Below are 16,796 nucleotides of genomic sequence, written 5' to 3'. Positions count from 1 at the left end.
CTTCAGTCCCATTCCAGGCCGCCGCGCCGCCAGACGTAGGCGTAGGCGACGAAGACGGTGAGCACGAAGAGCAGCATCTCCACGAGCCCGAAGATCCCCAGGGCGTCGAAGGTGACGGCCCAGGGGTAGAGGAAGACGATCTCGATATCGAAGATGATGAAGAGCATCGCCGTCAGGTAGTACTTGATGGGGAAGCGGCCCCCTCCGGCCGGCGTCGGCGTCGGCTCGATACCGCACTCATAGGCCTCGAGCTTCGCGCGGTTGTAGCGCTTCGGACCGATAAGCGTGGCCATGACCACGGAGAAGATCGCGAAGCCTGCCCCTAGGGCGCCGAGCACGAGGATGGGCGTATAGGCATTCACGCTCCTCGCTCCTTCCAGTCGTCCTTGACCGTTGGACCGCACCGGGCCCCGCGACCCACCCCACGAAGATCACCTACATGTGAGGCAGTTCACAAGCCCGACTGCTCCGCATCCTATGCCTGCTGGTCTGTGATCTGCGACACGGGGTACGGCAACGACTTTGTGATCTCCACCACCTGACGAAGGATCATGAAGTCGGATGAGCGGTGATCTTCATACGGGAAGCGCACGAGCGATTACAAAAGGTGACCAACTCCATCGTTACCGCTGGTCAGGGGCGGGCGCGCCTACCAGCCACCGGACGTCCAGGCAAATTCGCGAGGGGCCGGACCGGGTGATAAGGGACGGCCGTCACCCGGGCGAGGGGATGCCTGGACGGGAGTGGACGCGTGCACACATTCACGAGCGCCCGGACCCACCTTCGAGCGTGATCACTCTGTGACCTGTACCACTCGGACGGGGACCCCGAAAACCGGGGCTTGGCCATCGGTACGAGGGGGTGGTAGGTGGCGGGCAATCCGGACCTTTTTCTGAAAGCCCATGATCATGGCCCTGATCACCCATGCCCGTTTTGCCCGTTACGGCGTCAATAAGGGTCTCAGGGAAGCGGATTCGGCGCCTCCGCGCACAACTGTGGCGCAAAGCACGTTTCTTGAAGGGAACCGTGAAGCCCTGATAGCGGTTGTACTCATGTCCCACACCGCTCACATACGTAGCCACCGGAAGCCCCGCCCTCGCAGCGCCTCGACGCTCGCGCTGCGGGCCGGAGTTGCCGGTGGCGTCCTCAGCACCCTCGCGGTGGCCGGAAGCGCCGGGCCGGCGAACGCCGAGCCGGTGACCGAGACCATCGAGATGCCCGCCCTCACCTTCGACACCCCCGAGCTCGCGAGCGCGGTCGCCCTCTCCGCCGAGGCGACCCAGCAGGCCGCCCTGGATCTGAATCTTCAGACCCAGGAGAACGCCGCCGCCGCGAAGGCCGCCAAGGCCGCGAAGAAGGCCAAGGACGAGGCAGACCGCAAGGCCGAGGCCGTGAAGAAGGCCGAGGAGGCCGCCCGCGCCGAGGCCCAGGAGCGCTCCTCCCGCTCCTCGGAGCGCACCACCCTCTCCGCCTCCGGCTCCTCCCAGGGCGTCTCCAACGCGACCGGCTCCGCCGCGACCGTCATCGCCTTCCTGAAGGCACAGCTCGGCGACGCCTACGTCATGGGCGCCACCGGCCCCAACTCGTGGGACTGCTCCAGCCTCGTCCAGGCCGCGTTCCGCCAGGTGGGCATCGACCTCCCGCGCGTCTCCCAGGACCAGTCGCTGGCCGGTACCCCGGTCTCCCTCGACAACATCCAGGTCGGCGACATCCTGTACTGGGGCGGCGCCGGCTCGGCGTACCACACCGGCGTCTACATCGGCGACGGCCAGTACCTCGACGCCGCCAACCCCAGCAAGGGCGTCGTCATCCAGGACCTGTCGGGCTACCCCGCGAGCGGTGCGGTCCGCGTGCTCTGAGCGCATCCCGGCGAAGGCCACCGCTCCCCTCGGGGGGCGGTGGCCTTTCTCGTGCGCCCTTGCGGTCCTCACCGCCTCGTCACCCCAGGTCGAAGGTGTTCGGCAGACCGAGGCGGAAGCGGACCTCGTCCACCCGCTTGAGCGGTTCCAGCTCCGGCGGGCGGTACAGCTCCCACACCCTGCAGCGCGGGGCGTCCGAACCGTCCCGGTCGAGGAGGGCGTTGACGGCCCGCCGCGCGGACTCGTTGGCGCCCTCCATCGTCGCCAGGTCCACGTCCGTCCGTACGTAGTCGCCCGCGAGGAAGAGATTCGGGACGGCGGTACGGGCGGTGGGGCGCAGATGCCAGGTGCCGGTCGGATGGATGAACAGCGGCTCGCGGTTCTGCGGATCGGGGCCACCGAGCCCGGTGACCGCCGGGTCCATGAACCACGCCACCCGGTCGGCGTCCTCGATGAGCGTCCGCCCCGCGTCGTTCACCCCGTCCTTCAGCTGCGCCCAGCACTCCTCGACGATCTCCTCGCGCGTGCAGGCGCGGGCCGGCTTGCCGTACAGGATCCCCGGGCGGTCCCACTCCGACACGATCGCCGACACGCAGTCGAGCGCGGTGCCGTCCCCGTAGTCGGCGGCGAAGTCGCGGCCGTCCCAGAACTGTGCCTGGTCGATGGCGGTCACCGACCATGGCGAATCCAGGCAATTGACGTGTCCGTGGACAAGCGGAACTTTCCGTCGCGTATAGAACATGATGCCCGTCATCCAGTCGGTGCGGAGCTCGTCGCAGCGGGCCAGCTGCGGGTCGGCGACGCGCAGGGCGGCACCCCAGGTGCGCCGGGCGTGCTCCACGGGCATCGCCTGGACGTAGTGGTCGGCCGTGACGGTGCGCGGACGCGACCCGTCGGGGTCGGTGACCCGTACGCCGGTGACCCGGCCGTCGGCGTACAGCACCTCTCGTACGTCGCTGGAGAACACGAACTGCACACCCAGCGTGGTGAGATGGGCACGCCAGGGGTCGATCCACGCCTCGGACGTGGGGGCGTTCAGCACCCGGTCGATGTCCGCGTCGTCACCGTCGAGACCACGGCCGAGCAGACCCCACAGGATCAGCGCCTCGATGATCACGCGGCCGACCGTACGGGTGGACGCCTCCTGGGCGCGCGTCGCGACGAGATTGCGGGTCTGGCCGATGCCGAGCAGGATCCGGTACTCGTCGCCGAAGTCCCCCGCCCGGATGAAGTCCCACCATGACGTGGCCTCCCACTCGCTCTCGCGGCGGGCGTCGCAGCTGGTCAGATGGACGAGAAGACGGTTGGCGAAGTACGCGGCCTCGTGCGCGGGCAGTTTCGTCGCGGTGTCGAGCGCGGCCGTCACCTCGTCGCGGATCCACGTCGTGGTGAGATCGCCGAGGCGCGGCGGGGTCGTCAGGCGCCGTAGCGGGAAGTGCAGATCCGGCCGGCCCGCCTCGCGGGCGAAGAGTTCCTCGGTGGCGTTGCGCAGATTGCCGCGTACGCCACCGGGGTTGCCGGGGAAGGGGATGCGGCGCATCGTGTCCGGCAGGTTCCGGTAGAAGCCGGGGAAGAAACGGAAGCCGTGCTCCCCCGGAAGCGGTTTGCGGCCACCGCTGCCGGTGCCGGGTACGTCCATGGAGCGGGCCTTGCCGCCGAGCACGTCGTGGTACTCGTACACGGTCACGGCATAGCCGCGCTCGGCGAGTTCATGTGCGGCGCTCAGTCCGGACACCCCGCCGCCGAGCACGGCGACGGTACGGCCCGCGGCTGAGGGCGTCGCCGCCGCCCGGGAGGTCGTCGCGAAGGCGGCAGCACCGACGGCGCCACCGGTGGCCGCCAGGAAGCGTCTCCGGGTCCGGCCGACGGCGGTCCCTACACCGGCGGTCGGTACGCCTGCCGTCTGCCCACCGGCCGTGTGCGCAGCTGCGGTCCGTCCGTCGGCAGTCTGTCCGCCGGCGGTCTGTCCACTGTCCGTCATGGACACCGCAGGCTAGGGACGCCCGTGGCCTCCCGGAAGCGCCGCGGAGGGGCGCCCACAGCATCCTCACACTGCGTTCGCCCCACGCTCACGGTGCGTGTCAGGCCTTCGGAGCCACCTTGCTCAGCCCGTTGATGATGCGGTCCATCGCGTCGCCGCCCGACGGGTCCGTCAGGTTCGCGAGCATCTTCAGCGTGAACTTCATCAGCACCGGGTGCGTCAGACCGCGCTGGGTCGCGATCTTCATGACCCTCGGGTTGCCGATGAGCTTCACGAAGGCGCGGCCCAGTGTGTAGTAGCCGCCGTAGGTGTCCTTGAGGACCTTCGGGTAGTTGTGGAGGGCCAGTTCGCGCTGGGCGGGGGTGGCCCGGGCGTGGGCCTGGACGATGACGTCCGCGGCGATCTGGCCGGACTCCATGGCGTACGCGATGCCTTCGCCGTTGAAGGGGTTGACCAGGCCGCCCGCGTCGCCGACCAGCAGCAGGCCCTTGGTGTAGTGCGGCTGCCGGTTGAAGGCCATGGGGAGCGCGGCGCCGCGGATCGGGCCCGTCATGTTGTCGGGTACGTAACCCCAGTCCTCCGGCATCGAGGCGCACCAGGCCTTGAGGACCTCGCGCCAGTCCAGCTCCTTGAAGGAGGCGGAGGTGTTGAGGACGCCGAGGCCGACGTTGGAGGTGCCGTCGCCCATGCCGAAGATCCAGCCGTAGCCGGGCAGCAGCCGGTCCTCGCCGGGGCCGCGCCGGTCCCACAGCTCCAGCCAGGACTCCAGGTAGTCGTCGTCGTGCCGGGGGCTGGTGAAGTACGTACGGACCGCGACACCCATCGGGCGGTCCTCGCGGCGGTGCAGGCCCATCGCCAGCGAGATCCGGGAGGAGTTGCCGTCGGCGGCGACGACGAGCGGGGCGTGGAAGGTGACCGGGGTCTTCTCCTCGCCGAGCTTGGCCTCCACACCCGTGATGCGTCCCGTGCGGTCGTCGATCAGCGGCGCGCCCACGTTGCAGCGCTCGTACAGCCGCGCACCCGCCTTCTGCGCCTGCCGTGCCAGCTGCTCGTCGAAGTCGTCACGCTTGCGGACGAGACCGTAGTCCGGGTAGCTGGCGAGCTCCGGCCAGTCCAACTGGAGCCGTACGCCACCGCCGATGATCCGCAGGCCCTTGTTGCGGAGCCAGCCGGCCTCTTCGGAGATGTCGATGCCCATCGCGACGAGTTGCTTGGTGGCGCGGGGCGTGAGCCCGTCACCGCAGACCTTCTCGCGCGGGAACGCCGTCTTCTCCAGGAGCAGTACGTCGAGGCCGGCCTTGGCCAGGTAGTACGCCGTCGTCGAACCGGCCGGGCCTGCCCCGACGACGATCACATCTGCGCTGTGCTCGGAGGGGGTCGTCTCGGTCACGGCGGGTTCTCCCGAAGACTCGAATTCGCGTGCCGGGCGGCACAGGTCATGTGCAGTCTATGGGGGCGTACTGATCGGCCAACGAAGGGCTCCCTCGCGATGACCTCTGCGTCTCTCCCCGTCGTACAGCTCCGCGTCCCGACCGAGGAGGACGCCTACGCCTGGCATCGCGTCTTCGACGACCCGGACGTCATGGAGTTCCACGGCGGCAGGTCCGCCGAGGTGTCCGTCTACGAGGAGTTCACCGCGCGGCAGCGCCGCCATGACGCGGAGCGGGGCTTCTGCCTGTGGACGCTGCTCGACGAGGCGGGTGAGGTGATCGGCTTCACCGGCGCGCAGCCGTGGCCGCACGAGTCCTTCGGCCCGGTCGGCGAGATCGAGATCGGCTGGCGGCTGGCACGCGCGTCCTGGGGACGCGGGTACGTGACGACCGCCGCCCGGATCACGCTGGAGAGGCTGCGGGCGGCCGGGGTCCCGTCGGTGGTCGCGATGGTCGACTGCCGCAACGAGCGGTCGATCGCCGTGACGCGACGGCTGGGCATGGAGGCGGCCGAGACGTTCGGCGTCCCGGGCACCGAACGCAAGGCCTACTGCTTCCGGCTGGAGTTGTAGCCCGGTCCTGGCACGCGGTGCGGCGCGGCGCGGTGCGGTGCGGCGCGGTGCCACGCTGTCCGGGCCGCACCGGGCGCCGCGCCGTACGTGCCACGTGCCCAGTGTCGCGTGCCCGGTGCGGCGTGCCTCGTGCCGCGTGACCGGCGCTAGAAGACGGACAGCCCCGTCAGCGTCGTGAACCGGTCCAGCGCCGCCACGCCCGCCACCGAGTTGCCCTGCCTGTCCAGTCCCGGGCTCCACACGCCCAGCGTGCAGCGGCCCGGCACGACCGCGACGATGCCGCCGCCGACCCCGCTCTTGCCCGGCAGCCCGACCCGGTAGGCGAACTCCCCCGCCGCGTCGTACGTACCGCAGGTGAGCATCACCGCGTTGATCTGCTTGGCCTCGCTGCGGGTCAGCAGCCTGCTGCCGTCCGCGCGCAGTCCGTGGCGGGCCAGGAAGAGGGCCGCACGGGCCAGATCGGCACAGTTCATCTCGATCGAGCACTGCCAGAAGTAGTGGTCGAGCAGCGCGGGGACGGGATTGGCGATGTGGCCGTACGAGGCCATGAAGTGCGCCAGCGCGGCGTTGCGGTCGCCGTGCGCCGACTCGGATTCGGCGACCTCCGGATCGAAGGACAGCTCCGGATTGCCGCTCTCCTGCCGCAGGAACTCGAGCAGTTCACTGCTCGCGTCGCCGGTCAGGGTCTGCAGCCGGTCGGTGACGACGAGCGCGCCCGCGTTGATGAACGGATTGCGCGGGACGCCGTTCTCGTACTCCAGCTGCACCAGGGAGTTGAACGGATTGCCGGAGGGCTCCCTGCCCACGTGCTCCCAGAGGCTGTCGCCGCCCAGGGACAGTGCGAGGGCCAGGGCGAAGACCTTGGTGACGGACTGGGTGGAGAAGGCCCGCTTCCAGTCGCCCACCCCGTGCACGGTGCCGTCGAGACCGGCGATGGCCATGCCGAAGCGGCCCGGGTCGACCGCGGCGAGGGCGGGAATGTACTCGGCGGGCGTGCCGGTGCCGAGGAGCGGCTCGACGTCCCGTGCGATCTGCTCCAGGAGCGCCTGGTGGTCCATGGTGCTCGGCCCGGGACTACTGGGGCTTGGTGCCGCGGTGCAGTGCGACGATCCCGCCGCTCAGGTTCCGCCAGGCCACCTTCGACCAGCCGGCCTTCTGCAGCAGCCCGGCGAGTTCCGCCTGTTCGGGCCACGACTGGATGGACTCGGCGAGATAGACGTACGCGTCCGGGTTGGACGAGACCGCGCGGGCCACCGGCGGCAGCGCCCGCATCAGGTACTCCTCGTACACGGTCCGGAACGGTGCCCACGTCGGATGCGAGAACTCGCAGATCACGACGCGTCCGCCGGGCCTCGTCACCCGGTGCAGCTCACGCAGCGCGCCTTCCGTGTCCTGGACGTTGCGCAGCCCGAAGGAGATCGTCACGGCGTCGAAGGCGTCGTCCCGGAAGGGGAGCCTCGACGCGTCGCCGGCGGTCAGCGGCAGCCACGGGTGCCGCTTCTTGCCCTCGCGCAGCATGCCGAGCGAGAAGTCGCAGGGCACGACGTAGGCACCGGTACGGGTGAAGGGCAGCGACGACGTGCCGGTGCCGGCGGCGAGATCGAGGATCTTCTCGGCGGGACGCGCGCCGACCGCGTTGGCGACCTCCTTGCGCCAGCGCCGGTCCTGGCCGAGCGAGAGCACATCGTTGGTGAGGTCGTAGTTCGCCGCGACATCGTCGAACATCGAGGCGACTTCGTGCGGCTGCTTGTCCAGGGAAGCGCGGGTCACTGGCGTTCGGCCTCGCAGTATCGGGTGCGGACAGTACCCACCCATTGTCTCAGGCACACCCCGGGCACCCCTGCGGGGGCGTGCCGAAACGCGCTCGCGCGCGGTACGGGCACGGGCCACGGGCACCGGTACGGGCACGGGCACAGGCCCGCCGGTGACCCGACCGCCTACCGCCGCCGGTACACCAGCCGGCCGGCGAGGACGGTCGCGACGCAGGTGCCGGCGCCATGGATGGCGAGCGTGGCGTACGGGTCGCCGCCCGAAGCAGCCGGAACGTCGAAGACGGCGAAGTCCGCGTCGACGCCCTCCGGGCCCAGCGGCACCAGGAACGCCTCCCCCGGCGGCCGTCCGGCGAACGGGTCCAGGGACGGCGTCCCTCGGGGCGCGGTGAAGCGTTCCTCCCTGTGCAGTCCCGCCCGGGTCACCGCGTCCACGACCGTGCCGCGCCACAGGTCCCCCGCGACGGCGACCGTGCCGTGCGCCAGCATCCGCTGGGCTCCGCGCCGGGCGCTCGCGCCCCAGCGGGCGTCCGTCATCCCCAGGGCGGACAGCGCCTCGCCGGTGAGCGGCTCGGTGCCGAGGTCGTCCGCCTCACGGGGGTCGGGGTGGTAGGCCCGCTCCAGCAGTTCGGGGCCGTACGGATTGCACAGACCGGGCGTCAGGACACCGGGCCAGCGGCGCACCCGGGCGCCCGGGTGGGCGGCGGCGAGCTGCTCGTACGGGCCGACGGCCGCGATCTCCCGGCCCCGGACGGCGACCGCGCCATCCGGCACGGGATCTCGCCCGCCCCCGGGCAGCAGCAGATCGGCGACGTGGATCGTCAGCACGGGACGTCAGTTGGCGTTGAGCAGCTTCAGCTCGGGATGCGCCGTGCCGCCCGCGATGGCCGTCGACGAGATGTGCGAGGCGACGCGGTCGTCGGCGGGGTCGTTCGCCGGGTCGTCGTGGACGACGATGTGCTCGTACGTCGTCGTGCGCTGCGCCGGCACCCGGTCCGCCTTCCGGATCAGGTCGATGATCTCCTGCCGGTTGGACCGGTGCTTGGCGCCCGCCGAGGAGACGACGTTCTCCTCCAGCATGATCGAGCCGAGGTCGTCCGCGCCGTAGTGCAGCGACAGCTGGCCGATCTCCTTGCCCGTCGTCAGCCACGAGCCCTGGATGTGGGCGATGTTGTCGAAGAAGAGCCGGGCGACCGCGATGATCCGCAGGTACTCGAAGATCGTCGCCTGGGTCCGGCCCTTGAGGTGGTTGTTCTCGGGCTGGTACGTGTACGGGATGAAGGCCCGGAAGCCGCCCGTCCGGTCCTGTACGTCACGGATCATCCGCAGATGCTCGATGCGCTCGGCGTTGGTCTCGCCCGTACCCATCAGCATCGTCGACGTCGACTCGACCCCGAGTCCGTGCGCGATCTCCATGATCTCCAGCCAGCGCTCGCCCGACTCCTTCAGCGGGGCGATCGCCTTGCGCGGGCGCGCCGGGAGCAGTTCGGCGCCGGCGCCGGCGAAGGAGTCGAGGCCGGCGGCGTGGATGCGCTGGACGGCCTCCTCCACCGACACCTTGGAGATGCGGGCCATGTGCTCGACCTCGGAGGCGCCGAGGGAGTGGATGACGAGCTGCGGGAAGTCCTTCTTGATGGCCGCGAAGTGCTTCTCGTAGTACTCGACGCCGTAGTCCGGGTGGTGGCCGCCCTGGAACATGATCTGGGTGCCGCCCAGCTCCACCGTCTCCGCGCAGCGCCGCAGGATGTCGTCGAGATCACGGGTCCAGCCCTTGGCGGTGTCCTTGGGCGGAGCGTAGAAGGCGCAGAACTTGCAGGCCGTGACGCAGACGTTGGTGTAGTTGATGTTGCGCTCGATGATGTACGTCGCGATGTGCTCCGTGCCGGCGTAACGGCGGCGGCGTACGGCGTCGGCGGCGCTGCCCAGCGCGTGCAGGGGTGCGGACCGGTAGAGGTCGAGCGCTTCCTCGGGGGTGATCCGTCCGCCCTCGGCGGCACGGTCCAGGACGGACTGAAGGTCGGCCTTCTGGGTCACCGGGGTGTCACCTTTCGGTGGTGGATCAGGGCATTACCGGACCGGGCCAGCCTACGCCAGCCGCCCTGGCCGGCCCTGCGGTCCCCCCCGGCGGAAGCACGGCGGAAGCCCGACGGAGGCCGTGTGGAAGCCGGGTGGAAGTCGGGTGGAAGACGGATGGAGTGGCGTCAGCGCTTCCTCGCCAGATCGCCCGCCGGGTTCCCGGCCCGGGCGTCGGCGGAGACGTAACGGAGCGCACCGTCGCCGAGCACGAGCCGCAGACCGGTAGTGCTCTCCGTGCAGATGCCCTGGCTGCGCGGCCCGCGTTTCGCGTCCACGACGAGGGTCCGCTCGTCGACGCGGGTGGCGGTGAGCAGGTCCTCGCAGATGAAGTTGCCGAGGATGTCGGTCTGTTCGGCCTTGCCGACCTGTTCGCCGGTGCGGCCGGTCTCGATGGTGACCTTCATGGTCCCGGCGGGGAGCCCCGCGGCGGTGATGGCGCCCTCCCAGGTGCCGACGAAGGCCTTCGGCACCTCCTTCGCCGCACCCGTCGCCCCGTCCCCCGGGTTGCCGGGCGTCACCGAGGACTTGGACGGCGGCTCTGCGGCCGTGTCGGCGGGGGTTCCGCCGCCGGGGAAGAGGTCGAAGAGGACTCCCGCGCCGACGGTCACGGCCGCCAGCGCGCCCGCCACGGCGAGGGCGACCGTGCAGCTCACCTTGCGGCCGCCGTCACGGCCGGACCGTTGCGAGCCGGCGGTCACGGAGACCGAGAAGCGGCCGTCGGCCGGCCGCGACGGCGGCACCGCGTCGGCGACGCCCGTGCCCGGCGGCCGCGACCACGGCGAGGACGGCATCGACGAGGACGGCATCGGCGACGGGGCGGCCGGCAGTTCGCCCGACGGTTCGACCGGCGGGCCGAAGACCCCGACCGCCGGGCTGCTGAACGGTACGGGCCCCGAACCGGACGGATCGTGCCGGGCAGGTTCCAGGTCGAGCAGCCGCACCGCCGCCCGGCTGACCTGCTCCACCAGCGCTCCCGGCAGCCAGCCCGCCGCCACCAGCGCGTCCGCGCCGCCGGGCGCGAGCCACTGGGCGATCTCGGCGGGAGCGGGCCGCGCGGCCGGGTTCTTGGCCAGGCAGGCGGCGACCACCTCGCGCAGTTCCCCGGCCAGCGGGCCCAGTTGGGGTTCCTCGTGGACCACCTTGTAGAGCAGGGCCGCCGAGGAGTCCCCGGGGAAGGGCGCGGTGCCCGTCGCGGCGTACGCGAGGACCGCGCCGAGCGAGAAGACGTCTGCGGCGCCGTTGACGCCCTGGCCGAGGATCTGCTCGGGCGCCATGTAGCCCGGGGAGCCCACGGACACACCGGTCGTGGTGAGCGAGGCGGTGCCGTCGACCGCCCGGGCGATGCCGAAGTCGATGAGGCGCGGGCCGTCGAGGGCCAGCAGCACGTTCGAGGGTTTGACGTCCCGGTGGACCAGGTCCAGCGCGTGCACGGCGGCGAGCGCCTCGGCGAGGCCCGCGCCCAGCGTCCGTACCGTGTGCTCCGGCAGCGCCCCGTGCTCCATGACCGCCTGGGACAGGGCGGGTCCGGCGACATAGCCGGTGGCCACCCAAGGGACCGGGGCGTCCGGGTCGGCGTCCAGGACCGGCGCGGTCCAGGCCCCGCCCACCCGCCTGGCCGCCTCGACCTCCCGCCGGAACCGCGCCCGGAACTGCTCGTCGAGCGCGAAGTGCGGATGGACGACCTTCACCGCGACCGTACGGCCGCCCTCGCTGCGGGCGAGATACACGCGGCCCATGCCGCCGGCGCCGAGCCTGCCCAGCAACCGGTAGGCGCCGATGGTTCGCGGTTCGCCGGCTTCCAGCGGCTGCATGCGCTTCTCCCCCAATGGCACCGGTACGGCCGGACGGTCGAGTTCGTCCGTGCAGCAGCGTAGGGCTCCACGTGCGCCGGATCACGGGGATTGGGCCCGGCCCCGGGCCAACCGATCCGCGCCGGCCCGCATCTCCCTTGGCGTAAACCGCGCACCGCGCCCGGAACCCGCGCAAGACACCATGAGTCTCCACAAACACCTTCCAAGCACACCGAAAGCACCGGAAAAACGGAGTTCGCAATGAATCGCCTGCCCAAGGCCCTCATAGCCGCCGTCGCCCTCGGCTCTGTCGCGCTCGTCTCGGGCTGCTCGGACGAGGGCGAACCGGTCACCTTCGACGGTCCGTCCGCCGCGGCCCCCGCCGGCAAGGGCGGCGGCAAAGGCGGCGGCGGCACGGACGGCGAAGCCGCCGCCAAGACCCTGATGCCGACCGGCCCGAAGGCGGAGTTCACCACCCAGAACACCATCGACGACGGCACCAAGATCGGCGTCACCACGCTGCACGGCAAGAAGTCCGGCTTCACGGGCAAGGTGTGGGTCTGGGCCCCCAAGCAGTACTTCGACCCCAAGTACGCCGGCAGCGGCTTCCCGGTCCTCATCGCACTCCCGGGCGGCAACGGCTACCCGAACAATTACTGGATGGGCACCGACCTGAAGCTGCAGAGCAGCATCAGCAAGTGGTCGGAGGAAGGAAAGAGCCTTCCGTTCATCGTCGTGATGCCCGTACTCAACCCGGACGACAAGTACTACTACGACGGCAGCGATATTCCGGGCCGACCGAAAATGGGTACGTGGATGACGGAGGACGTGCCCGATTTCGTGAAGGCCAATTTCCGTACGTTCAAATCCCGGGACGGCTGGGCCTTCATGGGATCGTCGTCCGGTGCCTTCGTCGGACTGAAGTCGGTACTGAAGCACCCCGACAGGTTCAAGGCGGTCATCGCCTCCGGCCCCGACATCGTGCCGGACTCACCCCTGTGGGCGGGGCACGCCGCGGAGCAGGCCGCGAACGACCCGGAAAAGCTCGCCAAGGCGCTGGGCGCGAAGCCGGCCGGTCAGGACCGCGACGTCTATCTGGCGTTCCAGGCGGGCACCAAGGAGTCCGCGGTGCGGAAGGTGAATGCCTTCATCCGGGACTACTCCAAGGGTCCGGTGAAGACCCGGCTGCAGCTGATCCAGGACGGCGAGCACAACGCGGCGACCTACGTGAAGGGCATGGAGGACGGCTCGATCCAGTGGATCAGCCAGCACATGCAGGCACCCGTCCCCACGTCGTGACGTCCTGACGTCCTGACGTCGTGATGTCCTGACGGCCTGGCGTCGTGACATCGTCACGGCCTGACGTCCTGACGTGGTCCGCACTCCCCGGCGACGCGAGCTCAGACGCCGAGCAGCTCGACCCGTACGTCCGCGGGGAAACCGGTCGTCGGACCGGTCCTGCGCGCGAACTCGCGCACCCCGGCGAGCTGCTCGGCACCGAAGCGGAAGTCGAGCGTCGTGAAGTACCTCTGCAGCAGCTCCGCGTCGAACGCCTCCCAGCGCGCCGCCTGCTCGGCGACCTTCGTGACCTCCTCCAGGGAGACGTCACGCGAGGCCAGGAACGCCTCGTGGATCTTCCGTACGACGCGGGGCTCGCGCGCGAGATAGTCCTTGCGGGCCGCCCACACCGCGAAGACGAACGGCAGCCCGGTCCAGTCCTTCCACATCTGCCCCAGGTCATGGACACGCAGGCCGAGCCTCGGCGCGTCGTGCAGCGAGGCGCGCAGCGCGGCGTCCCCGATCAGCACGGCCGCCTCCGCCTCCTGCATCATCACGCCGAGGTCGGGCGGGCAGGTGTAGTAGTCGGGCGTCACCTTGTACTGCTCGGCGAGCAGCAGCTGCGCCAGCCGCACCGAGGTGCGGGAGGTGGAGCCCAGGGCGACCCGCACGCCGTCGAGCTGCTCCAGCGGCAGCTGCGAAACGATCACGCACGACATGACCGGCCCGTCGCAGCCGACGGCGATGTCGGGGAAGGCGACGAGATCGTCCGCATTGCGCAGGTATTCCACGAGGGTGATCGGCCCGATGTCGAGGTCACCGGCGACCAGCCGCTCGGAGAGCTTCTCCGGAGTGTCCTTCGTGAGCTCCAGATCGAGGAGCGTCCCGGTGCGGGCGAGGCCCCAGTAGAGGGGCAGACAGTTCAGGAACTGGATGTGACCGACGCGCGGCCGGCTGCGACGATCGGCGTCGGCGGCGGCGTTCTCGGCGTGTGCCGCGTGTCCCGCGGGCTCTGCGTGAGTGTCCACATCGTGAGGCTAGACCCGTGGGTACGCCTTCGAATGGGCGGGGCACGCCCGCCGAGAGCGTCAGCATGTCAAGCATGCATCAAACATCCGGGTGAAGTGATCTTTCCCTCTACCGCTCGGAACAGCCTGCGTGCTACGCTCAGCGCAAGTTGCAGTTTGGTTTCCCTTGCAGTACAGAGCCTGCGGAGCATGTGACCCGCAGGCTTTTGTAGTTTTCAGACTTGTTTGCAGGTTCTGGAGCAGGGCAACCCTTTGGCCCAAGGAGGGCTTATGGCTACCGGAACCGTCAAGTGGTTCAACGCTGAAAAGGGCTTCGGCTTCATCGCCCAGGACGGCGGCGGCCCGGATGTCTTCGTCCACTACTCCGCGATCAACGCGTCTGGTTTCCGCTCGCTCGAGGAGAACCAGGTCGTGAACTTCGACGTCACCCAGGGCCCGAAGGGCCCGCAGGCGGAGAACGTCACCCCGGCCTAGTTGCCCGGGTCGGCGAATCGCGCACGACTTAGCAGTACCAAGGAGCCCCACTCCGTACTTTCTGTACGGAACGGGGCTCCTGCCCTTTTCCGGCCGCCCGGCCGTACGACCCTGGGTCGTAGCAGACGCGGTCTAGAGCTCCCGGTACATGATGCGCAGCCCCACCGGGCCGTGCTCCGGATGCCGGAACGCGCCCGGGACCGTCCCCAGGGTGCGAAAGCCCAGGGACTCCCACAGCTTCAGCGCCGGGTTCGTGTCCACGACCGCGTTGAAGACCATCCCCGTGTAGCCGTCCTGCCGCGCCCGGTCGAGCACGTGCTCGGCCAGCCGCCGGCCGATGCCGAGGCCCGTCCGGTCCGGGTCGACCATGAAGCCCGCGTTCGCGATGCCGGCAGCCGGACCGCCGTAGTTGGGCTTCACGTACGCCGTGGCGACGAGCGCACCGTCCTCGTCCTCGACGACGAAGACACGGTGGCCGGGCGCCATCCACAGCGCGCGGGCGGCGGACTCGGAGGTGTCCGGATCCCAGGCGTAGGTGTCCCCGGCGGACACGATCCGGTGCCAGAACGGCCAGATCCGGTCCCAGTCATCCGCGGTCGCGTCTCTGATCAGCACACTCCAAGTCTCGCAGAGGCCTCACCGGCGCTCGGGTGCGTCCGTACCCTGGAACGCATGACCGAGCGCAAGCCCCCGGGCGTCAGTTTCGAATCGTGGGTCGACAAGCAGATCAGTGACGCGAAGGACCGCGGCGAGTTCACGGATCTGCCCGGCTTCGGGAAGCCGCTGCCCGACGACGAGGCGCCCTACGACGAGCTCTGGTGGATCAAGGGAAAGATGCACAAGGAGGGCATGGCCGTCCTGCCGCCGGCCCTCGCCCTGCGCAAGGAGGCCGAGGACGCCCTGGAGAAGGCGTACGGAGCGCCGTCGGAGACGGTGGTGCGCCGCATCATCGAGGAGATCAACGAGAAGATCATCCGGATGCTGCGCATGCCTCCCCCGGGTCCGCCGCTCGGACGCAAGCCGTACGACGTCGAGGAGGTCCTGCGGGACTGGCGGCTCAGGCGCGCGTGACGCGGTGACACAGCGGCGCGGCGGCGCGACAGCGGCGCGGCGGCGCGACAGCGGCGCGGCGGCGCGACAGCGGCGCGGCGGCGCGACAGCGGCGCGGCGGCGCGACAGCGGCGCGGCGGCGCGACAGCGGCGCGAGCTCCGGGGCCGTACCTGCTGGGCCGTACCCGCTACGGCCGCTCCAGGATCGCCGTCACGCCCTGCCCGCCCGCCGCGCAGACGGAGATCAGCCCGCGGCCGGGTCCGCCCCGCTCCGCGAGCAGCCCGGCGAGGGTGGCGACGACCCGCGCACCGGTGGCCGCGAAGGGGTGCCCGGTGGCCAGGGACGAGCCCGCCACGTTGAGCTTCGCCCGGTCGAGCGGGGCGAGTCCCTGATTCTCCCAGGACGCGAGGGTAGCGAGGACCTGGGAGGCGAAGGCCTCGTGGATCTCCACGAGGTCGAAGTCGCCGAGGCCCAGGCCGGTGCGCTCCAGCATGCGCGGTACGGCCCGCGCCGGCGCCATCAGCAGGCCCTCGTCGCCGCCCACGTGGTCGACCGCCGCCGTCTCGTACGCCGTGAGGTACGCGAGCACGTCGAGGCCGCGCTCCTCGGCCCACTCCTCGCTCGCGAGCAGGACGACCGCCGCGCCGTCGGTGAGCGGAGTGGAGTTGCCCGCGGTCATCGTGGCGTCGGCGTGGTCGGTCCCGAACACCGGCCTGAGCGTGGCGAGTTTCGCCGTGGTGGAGCCGGGTCGGAGGTTCTGGTCCCGGTCGAGCCCCCGGAAGGGGACGACGAGGTCCCGGAAGAAGCCCCTTTCGTACGCCGCGGCGAGACGCCGGTGGCTCGTGACGGCCAGCGCGTCCTGGTCCTCGCGCGTGATGCCCCACTTCCGGGCGGTGATCGCGGCGTGCTCGCCCATGGACAGGCCCGTGCGGGGCTCGGCGTTGCGCGGGATGTCGGGGACGAGATGGGAGGGGCGCACACGGGCCAGCGCCTTCAGGCGGCCGCCGAGGCTCTTCGCACGACGGGCGGCGAGAAGCAGCTTGCGCAGCTCGTCGTTGACCCCGAGCGGCGCGTCGCTGGTGGTGTCGGCGCCGCCCGCGACCGCCGAGTCGATCGCACCGAGCGCGATCTTGTTCGCGGCGGCGATGACGGCCTGCAGCCCGGTGCCGCAGGCCTGCTGGATGTCGTAGGCGGGGGTGTGCGGATCGAGGCCGGAGCCGAGGACGGTCTCGCGGGCGAGGTTGAAGTCCCGACTGTGCTTGAGGACGGCGCCGGCGACGAACTCACCGACCGCACCCGGCCCTTGGAGTCCGTGGCGCCGGACGAGACCGTCGAGGGCGGCGGTCAGCATCTCCTGGTTGGACGCGGTGGCGTAGGGGCCGTCGGAGCGGGCGAAGGGAATGCGGCTGCCGCCGACGATCGCGACCCTGCGGACCTCACGGAGATACATCCCGGACCACCCCTGACTCTCGACAACTCCTGACCCCT

General features: G+C 70.6%; 16 protein-coding genes. 5 read left to right on the top strand and 11 right to left on the bottom strand.

What is annotated here, in order from left to right; translation table 11 throughout:
- Positions 1-2 precede the first annotated feature (2 nt).
- The gene (locus OG766_RS20685; RefSeq protein ID WP_266381359.1) at positions 3-362 is read right to left on the bottom strand and encodes an NADH-quinone oxidoreductase subunit A; all 360 of its coding nucleotides are present in this window, start codon (positions 360-362) and stop codon (positions 3-5) included.
- Positions 363-1,052: 690 nt separating this feature from the next.
- Between OG766_RS20685 and OG766_RS20680 the strand changes: the two genes are divergently transcribed.
- Complete coding sequence (locus OG766_RS20680) at positions 1,053-1,859, top strand: C40 family peptidase (protein ID WP_266381357.1); 807 nt, start codon at positions 1,053-1,055, stop codon at positions 1,857-1,859.
- 79 nt (positions 1,860-1,938) lie between these two features.
- Here OG766_RS20680 and OG766_RS20675 read toward each other — a convergent pair whose 3' ends face one another.
- Together OG766_RS20675 and OG766_RS20670 are read right to left on the bottom strand one after the other, a co-directional pair.
- Positions 1,939-3,840: a hydroxysqualene dehydroxylase gene (locus OG766_RS20675; RefSeq protein ID WP_328725947.1), complete on the bottom strand. Its 1,902-nt coding sequence runs from the start codon at positions 3,838-3,840 to the stop codon at positions 1,939-1,941.
- 100 nt (positions 3,841-3,940) lie between these two features.
- Positions 3,941-5,230 (bottom strand): geranylgeranyl reductase family protein, encoded by a 1,290-nt coding sequence (locus OG766_RS20670; RefSeq protein WP_328725946.1) that lies wholly within the window; start codon positions 5,228-5,230, stop codon positions 3,941-3,943.
- Positions 5,231-5,329: 99 nt separating this feature from the next.
- Between OG766_RS20670 and OG766_RS20665 the strand changes: the two genes are divergently transcribed.
- A complete protein-coding gene (locus tag OG766_RS20665; RefSeq protein WP_266381351.1) occupies positions 5,330-5,842 on the top strand; it encodes a GNAT family N-acetyltransferase in 513 nt (170 codons plus the stop codon).
- A 146-nt stretch (positions 5,843-5,988) separates the two neighbouring features.
- On the opposite strand, the gene OG766_RS20660 is transcribed toward OG766_RS20665, so the two are convergent.
- The 5 genes from OG766_RS20660 to OG766_RS20640 all read right to left on the bottom strand — a co-directional run bounded on the left by OG766_RS20660 (position 5,989) and on the right by OG766_RS20640 (position 11,498).
- Positions 5,989-6,900, bottom strand: coding sequence for a glutaminase (locus tag OG766_RS20660; protein ID WP_266381349.1), 912 nt, complete (start codon positions 6,898-6,900; stop codon positions 5,989-5,991).
- Between the two features lie 16 nt (positions 6,901-6,916).
- The gene (locus OG766_RS20655; protein WP_266381347.1) at positions 6,917-7,612 is read right to left on the bottom strand and encodes a demethylmenaquinone methyltransferase; all 696 of its coding nucleotides are present in this window, start codon (positions 7,610-7,612) and stop codon (positions 6,917-6,919) included.
- A 167-nt stretch (positions 7,613-7,779) separates the two neighbouring features.
- The gene (locus tag OG766_RS20650) at positions 7,780-8,439 is read right to left on the bottom strand and encodes an amidohydrolase family protein (RefSeq protein WP_266381345.1); all 660 of its coding nucleotides are present in this window, start codon (positions 8,437-8,439) and stop codon (positions 7,780-7,782) included.
- Positions 8,440-8,445: 6 nt separating this feature from the next.
- On the bottom strand, positions 8,446-9,645 hold the full coding sequence (mqnC, locus tag OG766_RS20645) for a cyclic dehypoxanthinyl futalosine synthase (protein WP_328725945.1): 1,200 nt from the start codon (positions 9,643-9,645) through the stop codon (positions 8,446-8,448).
- Between the two features lie 167 nt (positions 9,646-9,812).
- Positions 9,813-11,498: a serine/threonine-protein kinase gene (locus OG766_RS20640; protein ID WP_328725944.1), complete on the bottom strand. Its 1,686-nt coding sequence runs from the start codon at positions 11,496-11,498 to the stop codon at positions 9,813-9,815.
- 240 nt (positions 11,499-11,738) lie between these two features.
- On the opposite strand from OG766_RS20640, the gene OG766_RS20635 reads away from it, so the two are divergent.
- Entirely contained in the window at positions 11,739-12,776 is a 1,038-nt protein-coding gene (locus OG766_RS20635) for an alpha/beta hydrolase (protein WP_328725943.1), read from the top strand.
- 101 nt (positions 12,777-12,877) lie between these two features.
- Here the strand turns inward: OG766_RS20635 and OG766_RS20630 are convergent, their stop codons facing one another.
- Positions 12,878-13,783 (bottom strand): menaquinone biosynthetic enzyme MqnA/MqnD family protein, encoded by a 906-nt coding sequence (locus OG766_RS20630; protein ID WP_423247078.1) that lies wholly within the window; start codon positions 13,781-13,783, stop codon positions 12,878-12,880.
- A gap of 270 nt (positions 13,784-14,053) precedes the next feature.
- On the opposite strand from OG766_RS20630, the gene OG766_RS20625 reads away from it, so the two are divergent.
- Positions 14,054-14,257, top strand: a complete 204-nt coding sequence (locus OG766_RS20625) for a cold-shock protein (protein ID WP_003967102.1) — start codon at positions 14,054-14,056, stop codon at positions 14,255-14,257.
- A 132-nt stretch (positions 14,258-14,389) separates the two neighbouring features.
- Here OG766_RS20625 and OG766_RS20620 read toward each other — a convergent pair whose 3' ends face one another.
- Entirely contained in the window at positions 14,390-14,872 is a 483-nt protein-coding gene (locus tag OG766_RS20620) for a GNAT family N-acetyltransferase (RefSeq protein ID WP_266381336.1), read from the bottom strand.
- Between the two features lie 57 nt (positions 14,873-14,929).
- Between OG766_RS20620 and OG766_RS20615 the strand changes: the two genes are divergently transcribed.
- Positions 14,930-15,328 carry a J-domain-containing protein gene (locus tag OG766_RS20615; protein WP_328725942.1) on the top strand — a complete coding sequence of 133 codons (399 nt, stop codon included), beginning with the start codon at positions 14,930-14,932 and terminating at the stop codon, positions 15,326-15,328.
- A 167-nt stretch (positions 15,329-15,495) separates the two neighbouring features.
- On the opposite strand, the gene OG766_RS20610 is transcribed toward OG766_RS20615, so the two are convergent.
- Positions 15,496-16,758, bottom strand: coding sequence for an acetyl-CoA C-acetyltransferase (locus tag OG766_RS20610; protein WP_328725941.1), 1,263 nt, complete (start codon positions 16,756-16,758; stop codon positions 15,496-15,498).
- Between the last annotated feature and the right edge of the window lie 38 nt (positions 16,759-16,796).

It is taken from the genome of Streptomyces sp. NBC_00259, assembly GCF_036181745.1.
Lineage (GTDB): Bacteria > Actinomycetota > Actinomycetes > Streptomycetales > Streptomycetaceae > Streptomyces > Streptomyces pratisoli.
The sequence above is the reverse complement of the archived record's forward strand: the minus strand, read 5'-3'. Positions and strand labels throughout refer to the sequence as shown.